The sequence below is a fragment of the Megasphaera elsdenii DSM 20460 genome (assembly GCF_003010495.1).
GTDB classification, from domain to species: Bacteria; Bacillota; Negativicutes; order Veillonellales; family Megasphaeraceae; genus Megasphaera; species Megasphaera elsdenii.
In genome coordinates, this window is sequence record NZ_CP027570.1 from 1,548,147 (window position 1) to 1,565,504 (window position 17,358).

Here is a 17,358-nt window from a genome sequence, read left to right on the forward strand (position 1 = left end):
ACATTATATATACGATAAGGAGCATTTTTTTATGAAATTACAAGAAAAACAGACTATCCATGGCTTTGCCGTCGACCGGTCCCGTTACGTACCGGAACTACACAGCCAGGCTTATGAGCTGCACCACATCCAGTCCGGTGCCCGCTTGTTATATATCCAGAATGATGACGACAATAAAGTCTTTTCCATTTCTTTCCGGACGACGCCGTCTGACAGCACGGGCGTACCCCATATCTGCGAACATTCTACCCTTTGCGGCTCCCGGAAGTTCCCCCTCAAGGAACCCTTCGTCGAACTGGTAAAGGGTTCGCTCAACACCTTCCTCAATGCCATGACGTTCCCGGACAAGACCATGTATCCCGTAGCCAGCCGCAACGCTGCCGATTTCAAGAACCTCATGGATGTCTATCTGGATGCCGTCTTTTTCCCGAACATGATCAAAGATAAACAGGTCCTCATGCAGGAAGGCTGGCACTATCATCTCGATTCGGCCGATAGTGAGCTGACTTATCGCGGTGTCGTTTATAACGAAATGAAAGGCGTCTTTTCTTCGCCGGATTCGCAGATGGAACGGCACGTCATGGATGCCCTCTTCCCGGATACGACGTATGGCGTCGAATCGGGCGGCAATCCCGATGATATCCCCAACTTGACACAGGAATCCTTTGCTGCCTTCCACGCCAAATATTATCATCCGTCGAACAGTTACCTCTTCCTCTACGGCGATATGGATATCGACCAGACCCTGGCCTTCATCGATGGGGAATACCTGAGCCAGTTCCATGTCCAGTCTGTCGATTCGGCCATCGGCCGCCAGACTTGCCCGGGCAGCCAGGTCAAGACCTATCCCTATGGCATTGCGACGGGAGAAAAGACGGATCACAAGACCCTGCATAGCCTGACCTATGTCATCGACGATGCCCTGGACCCGACCGTAGCCATGGCTTTCAAAGTCCTGACTTATGTCCTCTTGCAGTCGCCGGCAGCTCCGCTGAAAAAGGCCCTGGTCGATGCCGGACTGGGCAAGGATATTTCCGGTGATTTCCAGGATGGCATCTTGCAGCCTTTGTGGGGCATTTCTGTCAATGGGTCGGATCCGGACAAACAGGCTCAGATCCTGCCGCTCGTCCGCAAGGTCCTCAGCGATATGGTCCGCAGCGGCCTGGACAAGACCTTGCTCACAGGCGCCCTGAACCGGACGGAATTTGCCCTGCGTGAAGCCGATTTCGTCGGCCGCCCGAAGGGACTCATCTATGGCATCCGCTGCATGGATACGTGGCTCTACGATATGGATCCCCTGGCAGCCCTGTCCTATGAAGGGGCACTGGAAACGTTGCGCCGCGGCATCGACAACGGTTATTTCGAAGGGCTGATCCAGAAATATATCCTGGATAATCCTTATTATGCTCTCGTGTCCTTAGTCCCTGAACCGGGCCTGACGGAACGGCACGACAAGGCTCTGGCCGATAAGCTGGCGGCCTACAAGGCTTCGCTTTCGAAAGAAGAAATCGATGCCATCGTAGCTGATTCCCAGGCCCTGCAGAAACGGCAGGCTACGCCCGATTCGCCGGAAGCCCTGGAAACGATCCCGACCCTGACCCGGGACGACCTGGAAAAGAAGGTCGATTCGATTGCCATGGAACAGCAGACGATGGATGGCGTCACGGTCTGCTATGTCCCGGATGAAACGAACGGCATTACCTATGTCAACGCCTACTTCGACCTCCACGGCCTGACGCGGGAAGAAATTTCCTATGTCTATCTGCTCAGCGACCTCATCGGCGACATGGACACGACAGACCACACGTATGGGGACATCGCCTCGCTCATCGACCTGTATACCGGCGGCATCGACTACAGTGTCTCGGCTTTCTCAAACCGGACAGACAATAAGGATTACATGCCTGTTTTCCGCTTCAAGGCCAAGGGCTTGACACAGAACCTGGACAAACTCGTCGATTTGTTGAAGGAAATATCCCTGCACACGGTTTTCACCAATAAGGACCGCCTGGCTGAGCTCGTCGAAGAAACGAAGGCCGGCTGGGATATGGATGCGTTCCGCCGGGGTCATACGATCGTCATGCACCGCGTCTTGTCCTATGTTTCGCCTGTCGAAGCTTTCTGCGACGCCGGGGAATTGTCCTATTACCAATTCATTACGGACATCGCCGGACGCATCCGCAGCGATGCCGATGAAATCGGCGCCAAACTGTCTGCCGTCATGAAAAAAATCTTTACCCGTTCGGCCCTGACTTTGGAAGTGACGGCCAGCCAGGAAGACTGGAAGACGGCCAAAGTCGTCGTACCGGCGTGGATCCAAGCCTTGCCGCAGGGCGAAAAGCCCCAGGGCTTGTGCGATTTCGGCCTGTCCCGGAAGAATGAAGGCATCATGACCAGCGGGACGGTCCAGTACGTAGCCAAAGGCGGCAACTTCCGCAGCCATGGCTATGACTACGACGGCTCCCTCATGGTCCTCGACACGATTCTCCAATACGGTTATTTGTGGACGAAAATCCGCGTCCAGGGCGGGGCTTACGGCGCCTTTACCCGCTTCTATGACAATGGCGACATGGTCTTCTGCTCGTACCGTGACCCCAATCTCCGCTCCAGCGTCGAAGCCTATGACGCCTTGGCCGATTATCTGGAATCCTTTGATGTATCGGATCGGGAAATGACGAAATACGTCATCGGGACGCTGAGCCGCATTGACGTACCCCTGACGCCGTCCCTGCGCGGAGCCAAGGCCATGAGCCGGTACTTTACGGGCACGACGGAAGCCATTGCCCAGCAGCGCCGGGATCAGCTCCTGGCGACGACGGCTGCCGATATCCGGGCCCTGGCACCGCGTATCCGTGCCGTCATGGAAGACGACAACGTCTGCGTCATGGGCAGTGAAGCCAAGATCCGCGAAGCGAAGGATTTGTTTGCCAACCTCGTTTCGCTGCCTGATTAGGATGTGAGTGCTATGCGCGGACGTTTTGCGCCGAGCCCGACGGGTTATATCCACTTAGGCAATGTCTGGTCGGCCCTCCTGGCCTGGCTGCAGGTACGCCAGGCCGGCGGGACGCTGGTCCTGCGGATTGAAGATATCGACGAACAGCGGTCGAAGCCTATCTATACCCAGGCCCTGATGGAAGATTTGCACTGGCTGGGCCTTAACTGGGATGAAGGCCCGGATGTAGGCGGTCCTTATGGCCCGTACATCCAGCAGGAACGGTATGACCGCTATGATGCGGCCCTGGAGAAGCTCCATAAGGCCGGCCTCCTGTATCCCTGCTATTGCAGCCGGGCCCGCCTGCAGGCTGTCGGCGCTCCCCATGCCGGCGAGCACACCGTTTATGACGGCCATTGCTACGGTATGAGCGAAGCCCAGCGGCAGCAGATGACCAAGAAGCCGTCGTGGCGGGTCCATGTACCGGCGCGGATCATTTCCTTTACGGACGGCGTCTACGGGACCTTCCATGAAGACCTGGCGCGCTGCTGCGGCGACTTCGTTGTCCGCCGGGCCGATGACATGTATGCCTACCAGCTGGCCGTTTCCGTCGATGACGGAGCCATGGCCGTGACCTATGTCCTGCGCGGGGAAGACCTCCTGTCATCGACGGCCCAGCAGATTTGGCTCATGGAAACTTTGGGATATACACCGCCTGTATATACCCACGTCCCCATGCTCGTCGATGAATACGGCAACCGTTTATCCAAGCGCCAGCACGGCATCACCATCCGCTCACTGCGGGAACGGGGCATGACGGCTGAGGCCATCTTGTCGCACCTGGCCTATGCCGGCGGCCTGGTGCCGGAACGGCGCAGCTACAGCAGGGACGAACTTATCCGCTGCTGCGATTTCCGTAAATTGCGGAAAGAGCCCATTGTCGTAAAAATGCTGTAGGGGCGCTCTTTCAACTCGAACTACGAACCACGAGCCACGAATCACTAAGAAGTTTTGTCTGAAAGAAGAAACTTTCAGGCAAAGCTTCTTTTTTTCTCCATTGTGTTGTCACGACGTGTGTAAATGTGGTAAAATGTGGTGAAAAGTGAAAGGAGTTGCGGCCTTATGTTTATGGGTGAATATGAACATTCCATTGACGCAAAAGGTCGCGTTATTTTGCCTGTCAAATTTCGGGATGAACTAGGGCCAAAGTTCGTCGTTACCCGCGGTTTGGAAGGCTGTCTTTCTGTCTATACGATGGAGGCGTGGATGCGTTTGGCCGGCAGTTTGAAGAAACTCCGGGCGTCTAAAGAAAACGTCCGCGCCTTCAAGCGGTTTGTCTTCGGCAGTGCTGCTGAAGTAGAATTTGATAAACAAGGCCGCATCCTGATTCCGGCGACATTGAGGGCCTATGCCAAGCTGGTCAAGGATGTGACTGTCCTGGGGACAGGGGATAAGGTCGAAATCTGGAGCAAAGACGTTTACGAAGCCTATGCCGCCAAGACCATACCGGTCATGGAAGAGATCGCAGAAAGTCTCGACGATTCCCTGGACTTGGACTTTTAGGAGGAATTATGAATTTTCATCACGTCAGTGTGCTTCGCCAAGAAACCATAGATAACTTGATCACCGACCCTGACGGGATTTATGTCGATTGCACACTTGGCGGCGGCGGTCATTCCCGGGCACTGGCCGGGCGCTTGTCGGCCAAGGCGACGCTTATCGGCCTTGACCAGGATAAGGATGCCATTGCAGCCGCGACGGAACGCTTGAAGGATACTGCCTGCCGGCGCATATTGGTACAGCGGAATTTCCGTTATCTGCCAGACGTACTCGATGAATTGGGGATTGAAAAAGTAGACGGCGTCATGTTCGATTTGGGCGTATCCAGTTATCAGCTCGATACACCGGAACGGGGATTTTCCTATATGCAGGACGGGCCCCTGGATATGAGGATGGACCGGGACCAGAAGCGCAGTGCCTACGATATCGTCAATGGCTACAGCCAGGCTGATTTATACCGCATCATCAAGACCTACGGCGAAGAACGATGGGCCAAGCGCATTGCGGCGTTTATCGTCGAAGCGCGGCGGGAAAAGCCTTTGGAACGGACGGAGGAACTGGTCCAGGTCATCAAGAAGGCCATCCCGGCCGGCGCCCGTAAGGACGGCCCCCATCCGGCCAAGCGGACTTTCCAGGCCATCCGTATTGAAGTCAACGATGAGCTGGGAATCCTTCACGATTCCCTGGAACACGCTGCCCAGCGCCTGAAGCCAGGCGGCCGGCTGTGCGTCATCACCTTCCATTCCCTGGAAGACCGCATTGCCAAACAGACATTGAGGCTCTTGGCGACAGACTGTATCTGTCCGCCGGACATGCCGGTTTGTACGTGCCATCATCATGCCATCCTGAAAGTGAAGCGCCAGCCTATCCTGCCGTCACAGGAAGAACTGGATACGAATCCGAGGGCCCGCAGTGCGAAGCTTCGCGTCGGTGTCCGCAAATAACGGGGCCGGGCTATGATCATGGAAATGGATGTGTTGCGTATGTTGGTGAGGAAAGCCGGGAACATACATGGTGACAAGAGCATACCCTTATGGCGGACGGCTGCTGTAGACGCAATCCGGCGAGGGGCGACATTCGTCCTTATACCGATTGGAATGATTGCGGCCATCGTAATTGTATCCAATCTCCTGACCTCCTGGGCATACCAGCAGAGCGGAGAGCTCATGGAGGTGAAGCGCGAGACGCAGCAGTTACAGCGCGAAAACGATGAATTGCGCGTCGAGATTTCCAAATTGGAAACACCGGAACGAATTTACACGACCGCGACGAAGCGACTCGGCATGGTAGCGCCGTCACGGATCCTTTACGGGAACCAGACGGATCAAGCCGCAAGGGGAAAACGTCGATAATTGCTTAAAACCGAGAGGTCGACGCACTTCGTGCGACGACCTCATTGTTATTTAGTTCATAGAGAATACAGAAAAAGAATCATCAAGGAGGACCTATGATTATGACCAAAACGGTAGGAGAACTTTGCAAACAGATCAAAGGCATTTATAATCTCAACGGCAGTGCCGATACAGTGATTACCGGTATTTCGTCGGATTCACGCCAGATTGAAGCCGGCTATCTCTTCGTCTGCATTTCCGGTGTCCACGTCGATGGCGCCGCTTTTGCAGCCCAGGCTGTCGAAAAAGGGGCCGTCGCCGTCTTGACGACGAAACACCTGGATTTGCCCAAGAGCACGGTCCAGATCCAGGTACCGGATATTCATCATGCCCTGGAAGACATGGTTCCTTTCTTTTATGATTATCCCGGCAAGAAGATGCGCATGATCGGTGTCACCGGCACCAACGGCAAGACAACGACGACCCACATCATCGCCCATATCCTGCGGGCTGCCGGCTACCATGTCGGCGTCATCGGCACGATCCATGCCCTCATCGACGATGAAGAGCTGCCGATCCACAACACGACGCCGGATGTCGTCGAACTCCAGCATTTCCTGGCCCTCATGCAGGAAAAAGGCATGACCCATGTCGTCATGGAAGTATCGAGCCATGCCCTGGCTCTGAACCGCGTCGCCGGCATCGAATACGATACGGCTGTCTTCACCAACCTGACCCAGGACCATCTCGACTTCCACAAGACCATGGAAAACTACGTCGCTGCCAAGGCTAAACTCTTCCAGAGCCTGACCGCTGCCGACCACGTCAAGGAAAACAAGACGGCTGTCGTCAACATCGACGACCCCTGGTCCAAGGATATCCTCAATGCCTGCCACTGCAAGGTCTTGACGTATGGCGTCGAAAAGGATGCCGACCTCAAAGGGTCCAACTTGAAAGTCGAATTGAAGAAATCCTCTTTCGACGTCGTCGGCCCCTTCGTCAATGTCCATCTCAACATGAACATTACGGGCTTGTTCAACGTCTATAATACGCTGGCTGCCATCGGCGCGGCTCATGCCGAAGGTGTCGATGAAGCGACCATCGACAAGGCCATCCAGACCTTCCATTCCGTACCGGGCCGTTTTGAACTCGTCGAAGCCGGTCAGGATTTCGCCATCGTCGTCGACTATTCCCATACGCCGGACAGCCTGCAGAAAGCCCTGGAAACGGCGCGGGCTATGAAACCGAACCGCATCCTTGCCGTCTTTGGCTGCGGCGGCGACCGCGATAAGACCAAGCGTCCCATCATGGGCCGCATCGGGGCCGAACTGGCCGATATCCCTATCGTCACGTCCGATAATCCCCGTTCGGAAAATCCGGAAACCATCGTAGAAGAAGTCGAAGCCGGCGTCAAAGAAGGTCTGAAGCCGGGCCAGCACCATGAAGTCATCGTCAACCGCCGCGACGCCATTTACCGCGCTGTCGAACTGGCCCAGACCAATGACATCATCGTCATTGCCGGTAAAGGCCATGAAACGTATCAGATCCTCAATGACGGGACCATTCATTTCGACGACCGCGAAGAAGCGCGCAACGCCGTCCATGCATTGCACAGAGGAGATAAATAATGGCTGTCTTTACGAGTGAAGAAATCATTCAAGCGACAGGCGCCCGGCTCCTGAAGCCGGCGGCTCCTGTTTCTTTCAGCGAGGTCTGCACGGATACGCGGGCCATTGCCAAAGGTTCACTGTTCGTCGCCTTCAAAGGGACGTCTTTTAACGGCCACGACTTCGTAGGCAAAGCCTTGGAAGCCGGCGCTGCCGGTGCTGTCGTATCGGAAGTACGCCCGGAATATGAAGGCCTGACGGCGCCGCTCTTCGTCGTTGCCGATACGCTCAAGGCCTATCAGAACCTGGCCCGGTTCCACCGCCGCCGCTTTTCCATCCCCGTCGTGGCTGTCACCGGCTCTGTCGGCAAGACGTCGACGCGCAATATGATTGCCACGGTCCTCGGTGAAAAATACAAGGTCCTGCAGACGGAAAAGAATTTCAACAATGAAATCGGCCTGCCTAAGACGCTCTTACAGCTGACGCCGGACCATGAAGCGTGCGTCGTAGAAATGGGCATGCGCGGTCTTGGACAGATTGCTGAACTGGCGGCTATCGGCGAACCGACCATCGGTGTCGTCACCAACGTCGGCAAGAGCCATATCGAACTGCTCGGATCGCAGGAAAACATTGCCAAGGCCAAGGGCGAACTCATCCAGGCCCTGGATGAAAAGGGAACGGCTGTCCTCAATGGTGACGATCCCTTTGTCCGCCAGATGACGGCCCTGTGCCAGGGGACCAGCGTCCTCTACGGAACGGGGATGGACGATGCCGTCCGGGCAGATGCCATCGTCTGCGATGAACAGGGCGTCCGTTTCCACTGCCACTGCTTTGGCAGCGGCTTCGAGGCAGCCATGCCCGTCATCGGCCGTCACAATGTCTATAATGCCCTGGCTGCCATCGCCGTCGGCCATTTGACCGGACTGAGTATAGAAGAGATACAGCGCGGCCTGGCCTCATACCGCGGAATGGCTATGCGTCAGGAACTGCTGCATATCGGGCCTTATACTTTCATCAACGATACATATAACGCCAATCCTGCGTCCATGGCAGAGGCTATCCGCACGCTGGACCTGCTGACCAAGGGACGCAAGATTGCCGTCCTCGGCGGCATGGGTGAATTGGGGGACTGGGCGAAACGGGAACATGAAGCCATTGGCCGCCTCGTCGCCCAGACCGGCCTCGACGCCCTCATTACGATGGGCAATCTGGCGAAAGATATCGCCGCTGCGGCCCAAGCGGAAGGGATGACGGCTGTCTATACGACGGATACGCATGAACAGGCGGCCCGTCAGCTGCAAGCCCTGCTCCAGGATGGCGACACGGTCCTCCTCAAGGGATCGCGCAGCTTTGCCATGGAAAAAATACTGCCCTATTTTGAAAGGAAGTAATGTGAATGTTTAAAATGCTGGTTTTCAGCTTTATTGTCAGCTTGGTCATCGGCCTGGCCTTAGGACCTTTTGTCATCAAGGAATTGAAGAAATTCCACGCCCGCCAGTCCGAACGAGAAGAAGGGCCGCAGAGCCATAAGTATAAAGCCGGTACGCCGACTATGGGGGGCATCCTCATCCTGACGGCGCTGACCGTATCGTGCCTCATTTTCGACCCCATGGACCTGCGCAAAGGGCTGGCTTTGTTCCTGGCCCTGGGCCATGGCGTCATCGGCTTCCTCGACGACAGCATCAAGGCCATCAAGCACCGCAACCTGGGCCTTACGGCAAAACAGAAACTGGCCGGCCAGTTCGTCATGGCAGCTGTCTTCTGCTATATCCTCGATGCCTTTCTTCATTTCCCGACGACTTTGTGGATTCCCTTTACTTCCATCACCGTCGATCTGGGGATGTTCTACTATCTCTTCGTCTTCGTCATGATCGTCGGCACGAGCAATGCCGTCAATCTGACCGATGGCCTCGACGGCCTGGCTGCCGGGTCCTGCGCCATTACGTCCGTGGCCTACGTCGTCATCGCCGTCGCTTTGGGCTATTCCCATTTTGCCATCTTTGGGACGGCACTGACCGGGGCCTGCCTGGGCTTTCTCTTCTATAACCAGCATCCGGCCAAGATGTTCATGGGCGATACGGGTTCCCTGGCACTGGGTGGGGCCTTGGCTGCCATGGCCATCCTGACCAAGACGGAACTGCTCCTCATCCTGGCTGGCGGCCTGTACGTCATTGAAGCCCTGTCGGTCATCATCCAGGTCATCTCCTTCAAGACCCGCGGGGTCCGCGTCTTCAAGATGAGCCCCATTCACCACCATTTTGAATTGTCTGGCTGGAGTGAAGTCAAGGTCGTCACCGTATTCTGGAGCTTTTCGGCTCTCATGGCAATTCTGTCCATCATCGTCGTATTGGCCTGCAAATAAGGGCTTGCGGCTTTTCTGATTGAACTACGATATTTTACATAAAGCAGGTGTTGGTAATGAGCATCATGGATTTTTCTGGAAAAAATTTCTTAGTCATCGGCGCAGGCATCAGCGGCCGCGCTGCCTCTGTGGTCCTGGCCGGCCATGGCGGGACTGTTACGCTGAATGATATGAAGGCTATCGACACGGCCGAACAGCCGTGGCCGGATATCGAGGCGGCCGGCGTCAAGCTGGTCTTCGGCAGCCAGGAAACGAATCTTCTCGACGGCATGGATGTCGTCGTCCCGTCGCCGGTCATTTCTCCGGAAATCCCAATCATGAAAGAAGCCATCCGCCGCGGCCTGCCGATTTGGAGTGAAGTCGAAGTGGCCTGCCGGGTTACCGATGCCGACGTGATCGGTATTACCGGGACGAACGGCAAGACGACGACGACGACCCTGGTCGGCGAAATCATGAAGGCCACGGGACGGCAGACTGTCGTCGGCGGCAATATCGGGTATGGCCTTTCGGCTCAGGCCGACAATCTGCCTGAGGAGGCCGTCGTCGTCGCCGAACTTTCCAGTTTCCAGCTCGAATTTACGCACAGCATCAAGGCCAAAGCGGCGACGATCCTCAACATCACACCGGACCACCTGGACCGCCATCATACGATGGAAGGCTATGCCGCTGCCAAGGAACGCATCTTCCTCAATCAGGACAAGGGCGATTATGCCGTCCTCAATTACGACGATGAACGGGTCCGGGCCATGGCGGGAGACATGACGGGGACTGTCGTCTATTTCTCGACGTGCGGCGAAGTCCCGGAAGGGGCATTCTATCAGGACGGCCAGCTCATCCTGCGCCTCCAGGGCCGGGATACCGTCGTCTGTGCCGAAACGGACCTGCACCTCTTTGGCAAGCATAATATCCAGAATTGCCTGGCTGCGATCCTCTTGACCTATGCTGCCGGGGCGCCCCTCGATGTCATCCGTCAGGTCCTCAAGGATTTCAAGGGCGTCGAACACCGCCTGGAAAAAGTACGGACCCTTCACGGCGTTACCTATTACAACGACTCGAAGGGGACCAACGTCGATGCGTCCATGAAAGCTTTGGAAGCCTTCCCCCAGGGACACCTCATCCTCATCGCCGGCGGCTATGACAAGATGACGCCGCTCGATGACTTCATGGCTCTGGCGGCGAAACGCGTCGATACGCTGATCCTCATCGGCGATGCAGCGGAACGGTTCGAAGCCGCTGCCAAGAAAGCGGGCATCCAGGATATCCGCCGTACTGGCTACAGTATGGAAGGGGCGATCATGCTGGCCCGCAAGATTGCCAAAGCACCGCAGGCCGTCCTGTTGTCGCCGGCTTGCTCCAGCTTTGATATGTATGACAATTTTGAACAGCGCGGACGTGTCTTCAAGGGCATTGTCAACGCCATTTAATGATATTTGAAATCAACAGGAGGCAGGAACATGCGTCGAGTCATTATTTCCGGAGGCGGCACTGGCGGCCATATCTACCCGGCGATTACTATTGCCCGGGCGATTGCCGACATCGAGCCTACCGAATTTCTCTACGTCGGCTCCAAAATCGGCCTGGAAAATACATTGATTCCTAAAGAAGGCTTGCCTTTCGTTACCCTCGATGTGCGGGGCCTGGAACGGAAGATTTCCGTCCGCAACCTCGTCACCCTGGGCAAGACGGCAGGCAGCCTGATCAAGGCAGAAGGAATCATCCGCAAATTCAAACCGGACGTCGTCATCGGGACGGGCGGTTTCGTCTGCGGCCCGGTCCTTTTGGCAGCCAGCCTGAGCGGTGTGCCCACACTGATTCAGGAACAGAACGTCATCCCTGGCGTCACCAATACGATTTTGAGCCGCTTCGTCAATCGCGTAGCCCTGGGCTATGAAGAAGCAGCTGCCCGTTTCAAGCGCAAAGATATCCTGGTCTATACGGGGAATCCTGTCCGCAAGGATATCCTTACGGTGACCCGGGAGGAAGGCCGTAAGGCCCTGGGCCTGGACCCGGATAAATTTACGCTCCTCGTCGCCGGCGGCAGCCGCGGTGCCCGCAGCATCAATACGGCGATGATCGAAGTCCACAAGTACTTCCGCAACGACGAACATATCCAGATCCTCCACGTCACGGGGGACCATGAATACGACCGCGTCGTCAAACAGCTGCCAGGTATCGAATGTCGCGGCCGTTATGGCAAGGGAAGCCGCATCATCCCTTATCTGCACCACATGCCGGAAGCCTTGGCCGCTTGTGACCTGGCCGTGTACCGGGCCGGGGCTGTCGGGCTGGCTGAACTGACTGTCCGCGGCGTGCCGTCGATCCTCATTCCCTATCCGTACGCAGCCGAAGACCACCAGCGCTACAATGCCCAGGCCCTGGTCATGTGCGGTGCGGCCAAGATGATCCTCGACAAGATGCTGACTGGCCGGGAATTGTTGGAAGAAATCATTCATTTAAAAGACGATCCGAAGGCGCTGGCAGCGATGGCACAGGCCAGCCGCTCCATGGGCAAGCCCCAGGCGGCACATGATATTGCTGAACTGGCCCTGTCCATTGCCCGTAAACGTCGTCGGTAACAGGTAAAGAAGGGTGTGGAATAAACCTATGGTTAATCTGAACGAGGTTACAAACGTTCATTTTATCGGCATTGCCGGCGCCGGAATGCGGGCAATTGCCAATGTTTTCATTGAAAAAGGATATCATGTATCCGGTTCGGATCTCAAAGCGTCGCCGGTGACGGAACAGTTCGCGAAAAAAGGGGCCCGTATCTGCATCGGCCAGCGTCCGGAAAATCTGAAGGATGCCCAGGTCGTCGTCATTTCGTCGGCCATCCGCGATACTAACGTAGAACTGGCCGAAGCGCGCCGCCGCGGGATTCCGGTCATCCATCGGTCCGATGCCCTGGTCCACATCATGAGCTGGGGGAAGGGGATTTCTGTAGCCGGTGCCCATGGCAAGACGACGACGTCGTCCATGCTGGGCCAGGTCTTCGAAGAATGTCATCAGGACCCGACCATCGTCATCGGCGGCGAAGTCGATTACCTGCATAGCAATTCCATCCTGGGGAAAGGCCCTTATGTTATTGCCGAAGCCGATGAAAGCGATGGGACTTTCCTCAAGCAGAACCCTTATATTGCCGTCGTCACCAATATCGACGCCGACCATATGGACCATTATGGCTCGCTGGACAACGTCATCGACGCCTTCAAGCAGTTCATCCAGAAGCTCGATCCCCAGGATGGCCTGGCTGTCCTGTGCTTTGAAAACGATAAGATCCGGGCCCTGGCTCCGAAGACGGAACGGCGTTATGTATCGTATGGCCTTGAACAGCCGGCGGACTATCAGGCCAAAGACCTTCATTACATCAAGGGCAAGCTCCATTTCTCCGTCTATAAGCATGGCGAAAAAATGGGGGACATGGTCCTCAACGTACCGGGGCGCCATAACGTCCTCAACGCACTGGCGACAACAGCCGTCGCCGATGCCTGCGGCCTTCCCTTTGAAGGCATCGCTTCGGCTATGAGTCATTTCCACGGTGCCAAACGGCGTTTCCAGACCAAGGGCTTTGTCGGCGACGTCTGGGTCGTCGATGATTACGCCCATCATCCGACGGAAATCAATGCGACCCTGACAGCAGCCCGCGATATGGGGACGCACCGCGTGGTCTGCCTCTTCCAGCCGCATCGCTATACGCGGACGAAACTGCTCCTCGACCAGTATGGCAGCGCCTTTGCCAAGGCTGATAAGCTCATCATCACCGACGTCTACAGTGCCGGTGAAGACCCCATTCCCGGCGTGTCGGGAGAACTCATTGCCCGGAAGGTCAAGGAAACGACAGGGCAGGATGTCACCTATATCCCGCATAAGGAAGATTTAGTGGCTTATTTGAAGGAAAATTCCCGTCCCCTCGACCTGGTCATCACCATGGGAGCCGGAGATATTTATAAAGTCGGCGAAGCCTATCTCGCTGAAGCTAAAGAAATGGAGAAATAAGGAAATGGAAGACATGAAAGATAAAAAAATTGCCGTCGTCGTCGGCGGTCCTTCGACAGAAGCAGAAGTATCGCGCCGCACTGGGGCTGCCATTGCTGACGCTCTGACGAAAAAGGGATACCACATCGAAATGATGGAACTCGTACCGAAAGAATTTGCCAAGACCTTGACGGAAAAGGGCATCGACATCGTCTTCAACGCCCTTCATGGCCGCTACGGCGAAGACGGCGTCATCCAGGGCTTATGCGAAATGATGGGGATCCCCTATACCGGCCCGGGCGTCATGGCCAGTGCCGTCGGTATGAACAAGGTCATGAGCAAGGCCGCTTTCCAGGGCGCCGGCATCGCCACGGCTCCTTTCGCTTATTACTTCGCGACGCAGGACCGCGATGCCATCGTCTCCGATATTGAACAGCGCTTCGACCTGCCTGTCGTCATCAAGTCGTCTGGCCAGGGTTCGAGCATCGGCACGGTCATCGTCCAGACGAAAGATGAACTCCGTCCGGCTTTGGAAGAAGCCTTCAAGTACAGTGCGTCCCTGGTAGCTGAAGCTTTCATCGACGGTGATGAATTTACCGTAGCCGTCATGGACGACGTAGCTTTCCCGGTCATCCAGATCGTGTCCAGCACGGGCAAGTACGACTTCTATTCCAAATATGCACCGGGCGTAGCAAAGCATCTCTGCCCGGCTCCGATTTCGCCGGAACTGACCAAGGAAATGCAGGACCTGGCTTTGAATGTCTTCCACCTGTGCCACTGCAGTGGCGTATCCCGCGTCGATATCATGACCGACAAGGAAGGGCACCCCTTCGTCCTGGAAATCAATACCGTACCGGGGATGACGGCGACCAGCCTGGTCCCCGATGCCGCCCGGGCCATGGGCCTGTCCTTTGAAGATTTGTGTGAAAAGATTTTGCTGGAAGCATCGGTAGGTAAGTTTTAATGAGAAAGAAATCATATCATACGGGGCAGCGACGGGTCGTGCTGCCTAACGATCCTCATGATGTGTTTATTCCTCCTCATCTTGAGAACGACCCGCTGAACGAACCGGACCGGGAAGCGCTGGCTGCCAAGAAAGAAGCCAAGCGCCGTCGCAAGGCCCGTCAGGCTGCGCGGCTGAAGAAGAAACGGGCTCATCAGAAAAAAGTCTGGGCCCGGCGCCGCCGGATCGGCTGCATCTTTACGATTCTCGGCGTCTTCGTCCTTTGGCTGTTCCTGCGGCTGGCTCCCGTTTCTTTCGGGACGATCATCGTCGATGGCAATGAAAACATGTCCTTTGAAGACGTCTACCGGGCCTGCGGGGCCTATTCCTATGTCAATGTCGTCCAGCTGTCGACAGACGAGGTGGAAGACCGGCTGAAGAAGGACCTGCGCATTGCCGATGCGACGGTTACGCGGGAGTTCCCGGCGACGATCCACGTCACCTTGACGGAACGCAAGCCGGCAGCTGTCATTACGACGCTCTACGGCTTTGCCTATGTCGACAAGACGGGGCGGGTCATCGAACTGGGGCCGCAGATCAAAGGCGTATCCCTGCCGATCATGACGGGCAAGAAAGTCGATAACCTGCTCTTAGGGGATACGGTGACCGACCCGACGCTCCATTCGGCCATGGTCTATCTCCAAAGCCTGCCGCCGGATATCCTCAAGGATATTGCAGAAATCAACGTGGGCAATCCCGAAAGTCTCGTCGCCTATACGACCGATTCCGTCCCCATCCACCTCGGCAGCGGCGATGAACCGGCAGAACGGGCGAAACTGACAGAAACGCTGCTGGCTGAAGTTCAGGAAAATCATCTGGCCGTCCAATACATCGACACGGATGTGCGCTCGCCCCTTGTCAAGACGAAATAAGACGCATAGGGCCTTGATTTTCAAAAACAGGTAGATAAATTTTCTAAGATAGTGTAAAATAATAAGGAATCCTACTGCACAGGGTGTGCGTTATAGAGTCTGAAGGAGGAAAATGCGATATGGCAGAGTTTGCAAATATAAAAGTAATAGGTGTCGGTGGCGGCGGTAACAACGCTGTCAACCGTATGATAGAAAGCGGCTTGCAGGGCGTCCAGTTCATTTCGGTCAATACGGAAGACCAGGTCCTGGAAGTATCGAAAGCCGATGTCAAGATCCAGATCGGTGAAAAATTGACGCGCGGTCTCGGTGCCGGCGCCAATCCCCAGGTCGGTGAACAGGCTGCCCTGGAAAGCAAAGAAGAAATCGTCAAGGCCCTGCAGGGTGCGGACATGGTCTTCGTCACGGCCGGCATGGGCGGCGGTACCGGTACCGGTGCAGCTCCTATCGTTGCCGAATGTGCCAAGGAAATGGGCGCCCTCACGGTAGCTGTCGTTACCAAACCGTTCTCCTTTGAAGGGAAACGCCGTAAGGAAGTCGCTGATAAAGGCGCAGACTACTTGAAAGAAAAAGTCGATACGATCATCACCATCCCGAACGATAAATTGCTCCAGATCATCGACAAGAAGACGCCCCTCAAGGATGCCTTCCTCGTCGCTGACGATGTCCTCCGCCAGGGCGTACAGGGCATTTCCGACTTGATTACGACGACGGGTCTCATCAACCTCGACTTCGCCGATGTCAAGACGATCATGTCCGACCAGGGCGAAGCTATCATGGGTATCGGCGTCGGCTCCGGCGAAAACCGTGCTGTCGAAGCTGTCGATGGGGCTATCCACAGCGCCCTCCTGGAAACGAGCATCGACGGTGCCCAGAGCATCTTGCTCAACGTTACCGGCGGCCCGGACATCAGCTTGTACGAAATCAACGAAGCAGCTGAAAAAGTGGCTGAAGCTGTCGATCCGGAAGCCAATATCATCTTTGGTTCCGTCATTGATCCGGATATGGAAGATTCCATCCGCATCACTGTCGTAGCTACTGGTTTTGGCAAAGAACCGTCTTCGATTCCCGCATTTGGCCAGGGCAATGGTACGGCTGCGAAAACCGGCGATACGAAAGACAATGCCGGCGGCGTAGAAATTCCTACGTGGATGAGATAATCAGCATGAAAAAAGCGGATCCCGGCGGACCCGCTTTTTTTTAAAAATATCGTCGAGAACAAGGTTGGAGGAAGAAACATGAGATGCCCCTTTTGCCAATGTGCAGATACAAAAGTAACGGATTCGCGGGCTACCGATGACGGCAAGGCCATCCGCCGCCGCCGCGAATGTCAGAAGTGCGGCCGCCGTTTCACGACGTATGAAATGGTCGAAGAAGTGCCGCTCATCGTCGTCAAGAAGGATGGCCGCCATGAATTGTTCGACCGCAACAAACTGCTGAACGGCCTGCTCAGGGCCTGCAACAAGCGGGAAGTCAAGCGGCAGCAGCTGGAAGACATCGTCACCAAGGTCGAACGCAATATCCGCAATACCCTGGCCCAGGAAGTGTCCAGCGAGAAAATAGGGGAAATGGTCCTCGGTGAACTGCGCTCTGTCGACGAAGTGGCTTATATCCGCTTTGCCTCTGTCTACCGCGAATTTGCCGATTTGGAAAGTTTCATGGCCGAACTGCAGCACCTCATGGGAACGAAAGAAAAGAAATAAGAGACTGGAATCGAGGAAC

The 17,358-nt window shown here is 55.7% G+C and carries 15 protein-coding genes; all 15 read left to right on the forward strand.

Translation table 11 applies throughout. From position 1 onward, the window contains the following. Positions 1-31 precede the first annotated feature (31 nt). The 15 genes from C6362_RS07470 to nrdR all read left to right on the forward strand — a co-directional run bounded on the left by C6362_RS07470 (position 32) and on the right by nrdR (position 17,339). Positions 32-2,953, forward strand: a complete 2,922-nt coding sequence (locus tag C6362_RS07470; RefSeq protein ID WP_014016114.1) for an insulinase family protein — start codon at positions 32-34, stop codon at positions 2,951-2,953. Positions 2,954-2,965: 12 nt separating this feature from the next. Further along, a complete protein-coding gene (gene gluQRS, locus C6362_RS07475) occupies positions 2,966-3,889 on the forward strand; it encodes a tRNA glutamyl-Q(34) synthetase GluQRS (protein ID WP_014016115.1) in 924 nt (307 codons plus the stop codon). A gap of 165 nt (positions 3,890-4,054) precedes the next feature. Beyond that, the gene (gene mraZ / locus C6362_RS07480) at positions 4,055-4,495 is read left to right on the forward strand and encodes a division/cell wall cluster transcriptional repressor MraZ (RefSeq protein WP_014016116.1); all 441 of its coding nucleotides are present in this window, start codon (positions 4,055-4,057) and stop codon (positions 4,493-4,495) included. 8 nt (positions 4,496-4,503) lie between these two features. Continuing rightward, positions 4,504-5,436, forward strand: a complete 933-nt coding sequence (gene rsmH, locus C6362_RS07485) for a 16S rRNA (cytosine(1402)-N(4))-methyltransferase RsmH (RefSeq protein WP_014016117.1) — start codon at positions 4,504-4,506, stop codon at positions 5,434-5,436. 153 nt (positions 5,437-5,589) lie between these two features. Continuing rightward, a complete protein-coding gene (gene ftsL / locus C6362_RS07490) occupies positions 5,590-5,844 on the forward strand; it encodes a cell division protein FtsL (RefSeq protein WP_232501448.1) in 255 nt (84 codons plus the stop codon). A 101-nt stretch (positions 5,845-5,945) separates the two neighbouring features. Further along, positions 5,946-7,451 (forward strand): UDP-N-acetylmuramoyl-L-alanyl-D-glutamate--2,6-diaminopimelate ligase, encoded by a 1,506-nt coding sequence (locus C6362_RS07495; protein ID WP_014016119.1) that lies wholly within the window; start codon positions 5,946-5,948, stop codon positions 7,449-7,451. Next, on the forward strand, positions 7,451-8,821 hold the full coding sequence (locus C6362_RS07500; protein WP_014016120.1) for a UDP-N-acetylmuramoyl-tripeptide--D-alanyl-D-alanine ligase: 1,371 nt from the start codon (positions 7,451-7,453) through the stop codon (positions 8,819-8,821). The genes C6362_RS07495 and C6362_RS07500 overlap by 1 nt, the downstream gene beginning before the upstream one ends. Before the next feature lie 5 nt (positions 8,822-8,826). Then, on the forward strand, positions 8,827-9,792 hold the full coding sequence (mraY, locus tag C6362_RS07505) for a phospho-N-acetylmuramoyl-pentapeptide-transferase (protein WP_014016121.1): 966 nt from the start codon (positions 8,827-8,829) through the stop codon (positions 9,790-9,792). Between the two features lie 56 nt (positions 9,793-9,848). Further along, positions 9,849-11,216: a UDP-N-acetylmuramoyl-L-alanine--D-glutamate ligase gene (murD, locus tag C6362_RS07510; RefSeq protein ID WP_014016122.1), complete on the forward strand. Its 1,368-nt coding sequence runs from the start codon at positions 9,849-9,851 to the stop codon at positions 11,214-11,216. 30 nt (positions 11,217-11,246) lie between these two features. After that, positions 11,247-12,368, forward strand: a complete 1,122-nt coding sequence (murG, locus tag C6362_RS07515; protein ID WP_014016123.1) for an undecaprenyldiphospho-muramoylpentapeptide beta-N-acetylglucosaminyltransferase — start codon at positions 11,247-11,249, stop codon at positions 12,366-12,368. 28 nt (positions 12,369-12,396) lie between these two features. After that, positions 12,397-13,785, forward strand: coding sequence for a UDP-N-acetylmuramate--L-alanine ligase (murC, locus tag C6362_RS07520; protein WP_014016124.1), 1,389 nt, complete (start codon positions 12,397-12,399; stop codon positions 13,783-13,785). Positions 13,786-13,789: 4 nt separating this feature from the next. Next, a complete protein-coding gene (locus C6362_RS07525; RefSeq protein ID WP_014016125.1) occupies positions 13,790-14,728 on the forward strand; it encodes a D-alanine--D-alanine ligase in 939 nt (312 codons plus the stop codon). After that, positions 14,728-15,639 (forward strand): cell division protein FtsQ/DivIB, encoded by a 912-nt coding sequence (locus tag C6362_RS07530; RefSeq protein ID WP_014016126.1) that lies wholly within the window; start codon positions 14,728-14,730, stop codon positions 15,637-15,639. Before C6362_RS07525 ends, C6362_RS07530 begins: the two co-directional genes overlap by 1 nt. Positions 15,640-15,758: 119 nt before the next feature. After that, entirely contained in the window at positions 15,759-16,796 is a 1,038-nt protein-coding gene (gene ftsZ, locus C6362_RS07535; RefSeq protein WP_014016127.1) for a cell division protein FtsZ, read from the forward strand. A gap of 78 nt (positions 16,797-16,874) precedes the next feature. Next, positions 16,875-17,339, forward strand: a complete 465-nt coding sequence (gene nrdR / locus C6362_RS07540) for a transcriptional regulator NrdR (protein ID WP_014016128.1) — start codon at positions 16,875-16,877, stop codon at positions 17,337-17,339. The last annotated feature ends 19 nt before the right edge of the window (positions 17,340-17,358 follow it).